Source organism: Streptomyces sp. UH6, from assembly GCF_013421635.1.
Taxonomy (GTDB): Bacteria; Actinomycetota; Actinomycetes; order Streptomycetales; family Streptomycetaceae; genus Streptomyces; species Streptomyces abyssomicinicus.
In genome coordinates, this window is record NZ_JACADT010000274.1 from 1 (window position 1) to 6,366 (window position 6,366).

The following is a 6,366-nucleotide window of genomic DNA, read 5'->3' on the forward strand; positions in this document are numbered from 1 at the left end:
CGGTGACCGGGCCTGTTGCAGGAGACCGTCCGCGTGACGACCCGGCCGGTGGCCGTCCGCTCGCGGGTGCGGCGCAGGTAGCCGTGGGTCTCGAGTTCGCGCAGGGCGGCGGCGATACGGGTGGAGCCCTCGGGGAAGCGGGCGGTGAGCGTCTTGATGTCGACGGCGGTGCCGGGGCGCACGGACTGGATGTAACAGGCCAGCCCGATGGCGAGCAGCGACAGCTCCCGGTGCTGGGCCAGGTCGTTGCCGATCACCGTGAAGTTCTCGGTGTGGCGGGCGTGGTCGTGGACGACGCCCGCGAACGGCGCACCGGCGGGGCGGTTTTCGCCCCGGACCCGGGACTGGGCGCGCGAGGGCGCGCTAGGGTTTTCGGTACCCATCGGGAAGCTGCTTTCTTCCTCGGTGGTCAGGCCCTCGCTTGGGATGCCAGTCCCGGCGGGGGCCGTCGCATGTCTGTTGTTGTGTCGCGCTGAGCGTAAGGCAGGCAACCGGTGCCAAATCCAGTCCACTCGGGCATATTCACTCGCGGGAGTGAGTTTGCCCGGCGGGAGGGAAGGGTGGGGTTTGGTGGGGTGCTTTCTCCCCCGTGGGTAGTTCATAGGGAGCGCGAGCCGGACCGGAGCCTGAACCGCCGGGACCCGGTGCATCCCGTGCCGGGAGGGCGAGTTCGGCCCATACCGTTTTGCGGGGCGGCAGGTCCCGGGCCACGCCCCAGCGGTCGGCGAGGGCGGCCACGAGGGCAAGGCCGCGGCCTGCCTCGTCGGTGAGGCCCGTGGCGCGGAGCCGCGGGAGCCGGTCACCGCGCGTGTCCGTGACCTCGATGCGGAGGGTCCCGCCGACGGCGACCAGGCGGAGCCGGAAGTTGCGGCCCGGGACGCGGCCGTGGGTGGAGGCGTTGTTGGCCAGTTCGGCCACGACGTGCTGGGCCGGGGCCAAGGGCAGTCCCCAGGCCCGCAGTTGCTCGGTGGCGAGCAGACGCGCGAGTCGTGCGCCACGGGGGGTGGGGGACAGCAGCACGCTGAAGTCGCGGACGGGATTCTCGTTCACGTCACTCAGCGTGGCCGGATACGCCTACCGTGACGAGTGACAACGCGGCTGCGTACGGTGACTGTCCGGTGCTTGTCCGGCGGTGTCCGGGCTTGTCGGGGCGGGGCGTACGGGTAGGGCGGGGCTGGTACGAGGCGGCGGCACGACGGAGGGGCGCGGGCATGACGGTGGACGGCGAGGTCCGGCGACTGAGGACCGAGGCTGACGAGCCGGGGTGGGAGGTCGACCCGGACGACGAATGGGGCCTGGCCGTGGTGGCCACGGTGGGGCGGCAGTTGAAGCTGCGGCGCGAGGCCGTGGGGATGCGCGCCGGCGACTTCGGGAAGGCCGTGGGCTACGGCGAGGACCTGGTCTACAAGATCGAGGGCGGCAAGCGGATTCCCCGGCCGGAGTACCTGGACAGGGCGGACGAGGTGCTGGCGGCGGGCGGGCTGCTGGCCGCGATGAAGGACGACGTGGCGAAGGTCCGCTACCCGAAGAAGGTGCGGGCCTTGGCGGACATGGAGGCGCGCGCGGTCGAGATCGGCGTGTACGAGTGCAACATCGTCGCCGGGCTGTTGCAGACGCCTGAGCACGCCCGGGCGGTCATCAGGGCAGCGCAACCGCCCTACTCACTCGACGACGTGGAGCGCATGGTGGCGGCTCGGCTGGCCCGGCAGTCGGTCTTCGACCGCGACCCGGCTCCTTCGATCCACTTCGTCCTGGAGGAGGCACCGCTGCGTCGGCAGGTTGGAGGCACAATGGTGTGGCGACGGCAGCTCGAACGCCTGCTGGAGGTAGGGCGATTGCACTTCGTCACGCTTCAGGTCATGCCGACGAACACTGAGGCGCATCCCGGGCTGGACGGCAGGATCGAGTTGCTCAAGTTTCCGGACGGCACGGCAGCAGGCCGCTCTGACGGTGCGTTCAACGGGCGGCCGATCACCGAACCGAAGCAGCTACGCATCCTTGAGCTGCGGTATGGCACCATCCGGGCGCAGGCTCTCTCATCGAGAGAGTCGATGGTCTTCATTGAGCAACTGCTGGGGGAAACATGATCCGCAAGTCCTCGGACGGGGACGCCTCCGAACTGGCGTGGTTCAAGAGCAGCCACAGCGGTGGCACCGACGGCGAGTCCTGTGTCGAGGTCGCGACGTCTCCCGGCACCGTGCACGTCCGTGACTCGAAGTACCGCGACGCCGGCCCCCGCCTGGCGCTGGCGCCGGAGGCGTGGGCGCACTTCGTGGGGTACGCGTCCGGGAACTGACCGCCGTCAGCGGGTCCACTCCTTCAGCGGCTCGGTGTCCAGCTCGATGCCGACCGGGTCCGGCAGGGTGACCGTCTTGCCGTAGGGCACGACCACCTGCCGGGTGTAGCGGTCGCCTTCCGGCTCCGAGTGGACCTTGACCTCACAGGTGTCGCGGTCGATGAGGAGGTAGACGGGGATGCCGGTCCGCCGTCGCCCCTCGTCGACCCTCAGGCCAAGGCCGTGATACAGCCACCGGTCCGGTCGCGCCTGAAAGCACAGGCGAGTCAGCCACGCCACGATCGTCGAGTGGCTGCCGTCCGGCAGCGGCTGCTCCACGACCCGCCCCTCGACACACTCCAGCCGCAGGGCCTCGTTGATCCGGTAGCCCGTTCGAGCGAGTTCCTCGAACTCTTCCTGGTCCAGCACTCTGGTCGCCACAGGAGCCGAACCTAGAGCCCGTGGGCATGGACCCGGCCGGTCTTCGTCCGGGCCTCACACGATCGGCGGCCGTCAGGAGTCGTACTCGCCGTTCCACGGGGGGCCGAAGCCGAGGCGGTCGGGGTGGAGTTCGGTCCACTCGTCGCCCTCGTCCTCCGACTCGACGAGGAGGCCGAAGAGGACGTCGTCGACGGTGCGGCGGAAGGGGCGGACGGCTATGTCGCCGTACTGGCGGGACGGGAGGGTCTCCAGGAGCTTGGTCAGGTGGGCCTCGGCCTGGCCGAGGACCGCCGGGTCACGCTGCTGGTCGGCCCACGTGCCGCCGCACCAGATGTCGGTGTCGCGGTGCACACCGTCCGCGTCGAACGTGTGCAGGACGGCGTAGAGCCGCCGCTGCTGCTCCCACCCGTCGTCGGGGCGGTACCCGACGGGGTAGGCGTATGTCACCGACGCCAGGAACTGGCCGTCGGCGTACCGGCCGATGGTGGCCGTACGGCCGTCCGGCTCATGGGCGATCGGGATGACCTGGGGGATTGCCATGAGCGGCAACCCTAGAGCCACTGCCACGCGTTGCGAAGCCGGGGCGGGCGGTACGTCCGGTACCGCGCGGTATTTCCGCCCCGGCGTCCACGTCAGCGGGCGACGTACTGGGTGAGGATCGCCTGCACCTCGTAGATGTCCACGCCCTTGGTGAACGTCTTCTGGATCGGCATCTGGGAGCCGGACACCCATATCTTCAGCTCGGCGTCCAGGTCGAAGGTGCCGGCCGTCTCCACCGCGAAGTGGGTGATGGAGCGGTACGGGATCGAGTGGTACTCGGTCTTCTTGCCGGTGATGCCCTGCTTGTCGACCAGGATCATGCGACGGTCCGTGAGCATGATGGTGTCGCGGATCAGCAGGTAGGCGGCCCGCACCTGCTCGCCCTGACCCAGCAGGCGGGCGTAGTCCTGGGCCGCCTGGGCCGGGTCGATCGGGTGCGCGTTGCCGAACAGAGCCATGGTTCCCCCCACGGTCGGTGGTGATCGCTGTGAAGAGCGGCTGGTCGGCCGGCCTTCACAGCGAGTCGTTCACACCGATCCTCGCACGGGGGTACGACAACGGGGAGTGACGGCGGTCACTCGCCGCCGAAGCGCTCCTTGTAGGCCGCCAGATCGTCGTCGGTGAGCTTGGCGAACAGCACCGGCGGCACGGTGAACGGCGTGCCCACCGGCAGGAACGCCAGCGCGCGGGCCTCGTCGGCCGACACCCACGCGGCGGTGTCGTCGGCCAGCTCGAACGCCTGGCGCATCGCCCGGGAGCTGGCCGGGATGAACGGCTCGGAGACGATCGCGTACAGGTGGATCAGGTTCATCGCCGTGCGCAGGGTGAGCGCGGCGCCGTCCTTGTCGGTCTTGATCTCCAGCCAGGGGGCCTTCTCCTCCAGGTAGGAGTTGCCCGCCGACCACAGCGCGCGCAGCGCGGCCGCGGCCTTGCGGAACTGCAGGGCCTCCATCTGGGTCTCGTACTCGGCCAGCAGCCCGGCGATCTGCTCGCCGAGCTTCACCTCGGCCTCGCCCGCCTCGGCGCCCGCCGGGACCTCCTCACCGAAGCGCTTCTTCGAGAAGGACAGCACCCGGTTGACGAAGTTGCCGAGCGTGTCCGCCAGGTCCTTGTTGACCGTCGCCGTGAAATGCTCCCAGGTGAACGACGAGTCGTCGGACTCCGGGGCGTTGGCGATCAGGAAGTAGCGCCAGTAGTCGGCCGGGAGGATCTCCAGCGCCTGGTCGGTGAAGACGCCGCGCTTCTGCGAGGTGGAGAACTTGCCGCCGTAGTACGTCAGCCAGTTGAACGCCTTGACGACGTCGACCTTCTTCCACGGCTCGCGCACACCGAGCTGGGTGGCCGGGAACATCACCGTGTGGAACGGGACGTTGTCCTTGGCCATGAACTCCGTGTAGCGGACGGTGTCGTCGGCCTCCCACCACCAGGACTTCCAGTCGCGGTTCTCGGGGTCCTGGTCGGCCCACTCCTTGGTGGAGCCCAGGTACTCGATCGGGGCGTCGAACCAGACGTAGAAGACCTTGCCCTCGGCGGCCAGCTCCGGCCAGGTGTCGGCCGGGACCGGCACGCCCCAGTCGAGGTCACGGGTGATCGCGCGGTCGTGCAGGCCCTCGGTCAGCCACTTGCGGGCGATGGAGGAGGACAGCTGCGGCCACTGGTCCTCGTGCGCGGCCACCCACGCCTCGACCTCGTGCTGGAGCTTGGACTGGAGGAGGAAGAGGTGCTTGGTCTCGCGGACCTCCAGCTCGGTGGAGCCGGAGATCGCCGAGCGCGGGTTCAGCAGGTCGGTCGGGTCCAGGACGCGGGTGCAGTTCTCGCACTGGTCGCCACGGGCCTTGTCGTAGCCGCAGTGCGGGCAGGTGCCCTCGACGTAGCGGTCCGGGAGGAACCGGCCGTCGGCCGGCGAGTAGACCTGGCGGATCGCCCGCTCCTCGATGAAGCCGTTCTCGTTCAGCTTCCGCGCGAAGTGCTGGGTGATCTCGACGTTCTCCTGCGAGGAGCTGCGGCCGAAGTGGTCGAAGGCGAGCTCGAAGCCGTCGTAGACGGCCTTCTGCGCGTCGTGGGCCTGGGCGCAGAACTCGGCGACCGGCAGGCCCCGCTCCTTCGCGGCGAGCTCGGCGGGCGTGCCGTGCTCGTCGGTGGCGCAGATGTACAGCACGTCGTGGCCGCGCTGGCGCAGGTAGCGGGAGTACACGTCGGCCGGGAGCATGGACCCCACCATGTTGCCCAGGTGCTTGATCCCGTTGATGTACGGAAGGGCGCTGGTGATGAGGTGTCGAGCCACGGGGCTGCTCCCAGGTCGCAATGTCTTCGAACCTTGAAATCGTAGCCGACATGCAGGCGCCGCCCGCCTCCCGTTTTATCTGCTGGGAGGGGGCGGCGCCGGTGATCTTGCGGGGTGCGGGTCCCGGGTGTCAGGACTTCTCGGCCCCGGGCTGCCAGGCGGCGAGGACGCCGTCGTAGAGCTCGCGGTCGGTGAGCTCGAGCGGGGTCGGGCCGGCGTGGAAGAACGCGGTGTTGCCGGTCTTCAGCTTGCGGGCGTAGTCGAACGCCTTGTTGTCGTGCTCGCCGAACGCCACCAAGGAGAAGAAGACGCCGGGGTGCGAGGCGGCGGCCTCGGTGAACGCCTGGGTGGCGGGGGTCTTGGCGTCGGGGGCGCCGTCCGTCTGGAAGACCACCAGGGCGGGGGCCTTCGGGTCCTGCGAGGCGTCGTGCAGGCGCAGGACCTCGGCGACGGCGGCGTGGTAGCTGGTGCGGCCCATCCGGCCCAGCTCGGCGTGCAGGTCGTCGACCTTGTTCTCGAACTCGGCGAGGGTCAGCTCACCGGTGCCGTCGATCTCGGTGGAGAAGAAGACGACGGGGAGTGCGGTGTTCTCCGCGCTCGCCGGGGAGAGGTGCGCGGCCAGGGCGAGGGCCTGCTCGCCGAGCGCCTGGGCGGAACCGTCCTTGTAGTACGGCCGCATCGACGCAGACCGGTCGAGGACGAGGTACACGCGGGCCTTGGCCTCCGCGAGGCCGCGGGCCTCCAGGGCGGCGGTCGCGGCGGCGTGGGCGGCGGCGAGCGGTGCGGGCACGGCGGTGGCGTCGGCGGCCTTCGCCCTACCGGCCAC

8 protein-coding genes and 1 pseudogene are annotated in these 6,366 nt (G+C 69.9%); 2 read left to right on the plus strand and 7 right to left on the minus strand.

All coding sequences use genetic code 11. The features are described 5' to 3' along the window. Together HW445_RS15170 and HW445_RS15175 are read right to left on the minus strand one after the other, a co-directional pair. A pseudogene (locus HW445_RS15170) lies at positions 1-383 on the minus strand (helix-turn-helix domain-containing protein); the annotation flags it as partial. A gap of 139 nt (positions 384-522) precedes the next feature. Continuing rightward, positions 523-1,050, minus strand: a complete 528-nt coding sequence (locus HW445_RS15175) for an ATP-binding protein (protein WP_308799181.1) — start codon at positions 1,048-1,050, stop codon at positions 523-525. Between the two features lie 161 nt (positions 1,051-1,211). Between HW445_RS15175 and HW445_RS15180 the strand changes: the two genes are divergently transcribed. Further along, a complete protein-coding gene (locus tag HW445_RS15180) occupies positions 1,212-2,087 on the plus strand; it encodes a helix-turn-helix transcriptional regulator (protein ID WP_180221546.1) in 876 nt (291 codons plus the stop codon). Next, entirely contained in the window at positions 2,084-2,296 is a 213-nt protein-coding gene (locus HW445_RS15185; protein WP_180221547.1) for a DUF397 domain-containing protein, read from the plus strand. Before HW445_RS15180 ends, HW445_RS15185 begins: the two co-directional genes overlap by 4 nt. Positions 2,297-2,302: 6 nt before the next feature. On the opposite strand, the gene HW445_RS15190 is transcribed toward HW445_RS15185, so the two are convergent. From HW445_RS15190 to HW445_RS15210, 5 genes are all read right to left on the minus strand, one after another. Then, positions 2,303-2,716: a Uma2 family endonuclease gene (locus tag HW445_RS15190; RefSeq protein ID WP_308799183.1), complete on the minus strand. Its 414-nt coding sequence runs from the start codon at positions 2,714-2,716 to the stop codon at positions 2,303-2,305. 72 nt (positions 2,717-2,788) lie between these two features. Continuing rightward, entirely contained in the window at positions 2,789-3,256 is a 468-nt protein-coding gene (locus HW445_RS15195; protein ID WP_180221548.1) for a hypothetical protein, read from the minus strand. A 92-nt stretch (positions 3,257-3,348) separates the two neighbouring features. Continuing rightward, positions 3,349-3,714, minus strand: coding sequence for a PH domain-containing protein (locus HW445_RS15200; RefSeq protein ID WP_180221549.1), 366 nt, complete (start codon positions 3,712-3,714; stop codon positions 3,349-3,351). Between the two features lie 116 nt (positions 3,715-3,830). Continuing rightward, positions 3,831-5,540, minus strand: coding sequence for a methionine--tRNA ligase (metG, locus tag HW445_RS15205; protein WP_180221550.1), 1,710 nt, complete (start codon positions 5,538-5,540; stop codon positions 3,831-3,833). Between the two features lie 130 nt (positions 5,541-5,670). After that, a partial coding sequence (locus tag HW445_RS15210) for a VWA domain-containing protein (RefSeq protein ID WP_180221551.1) occupies positions 5,671-6,366 on the minus strand: 696 nt, incomplete at its 5' end.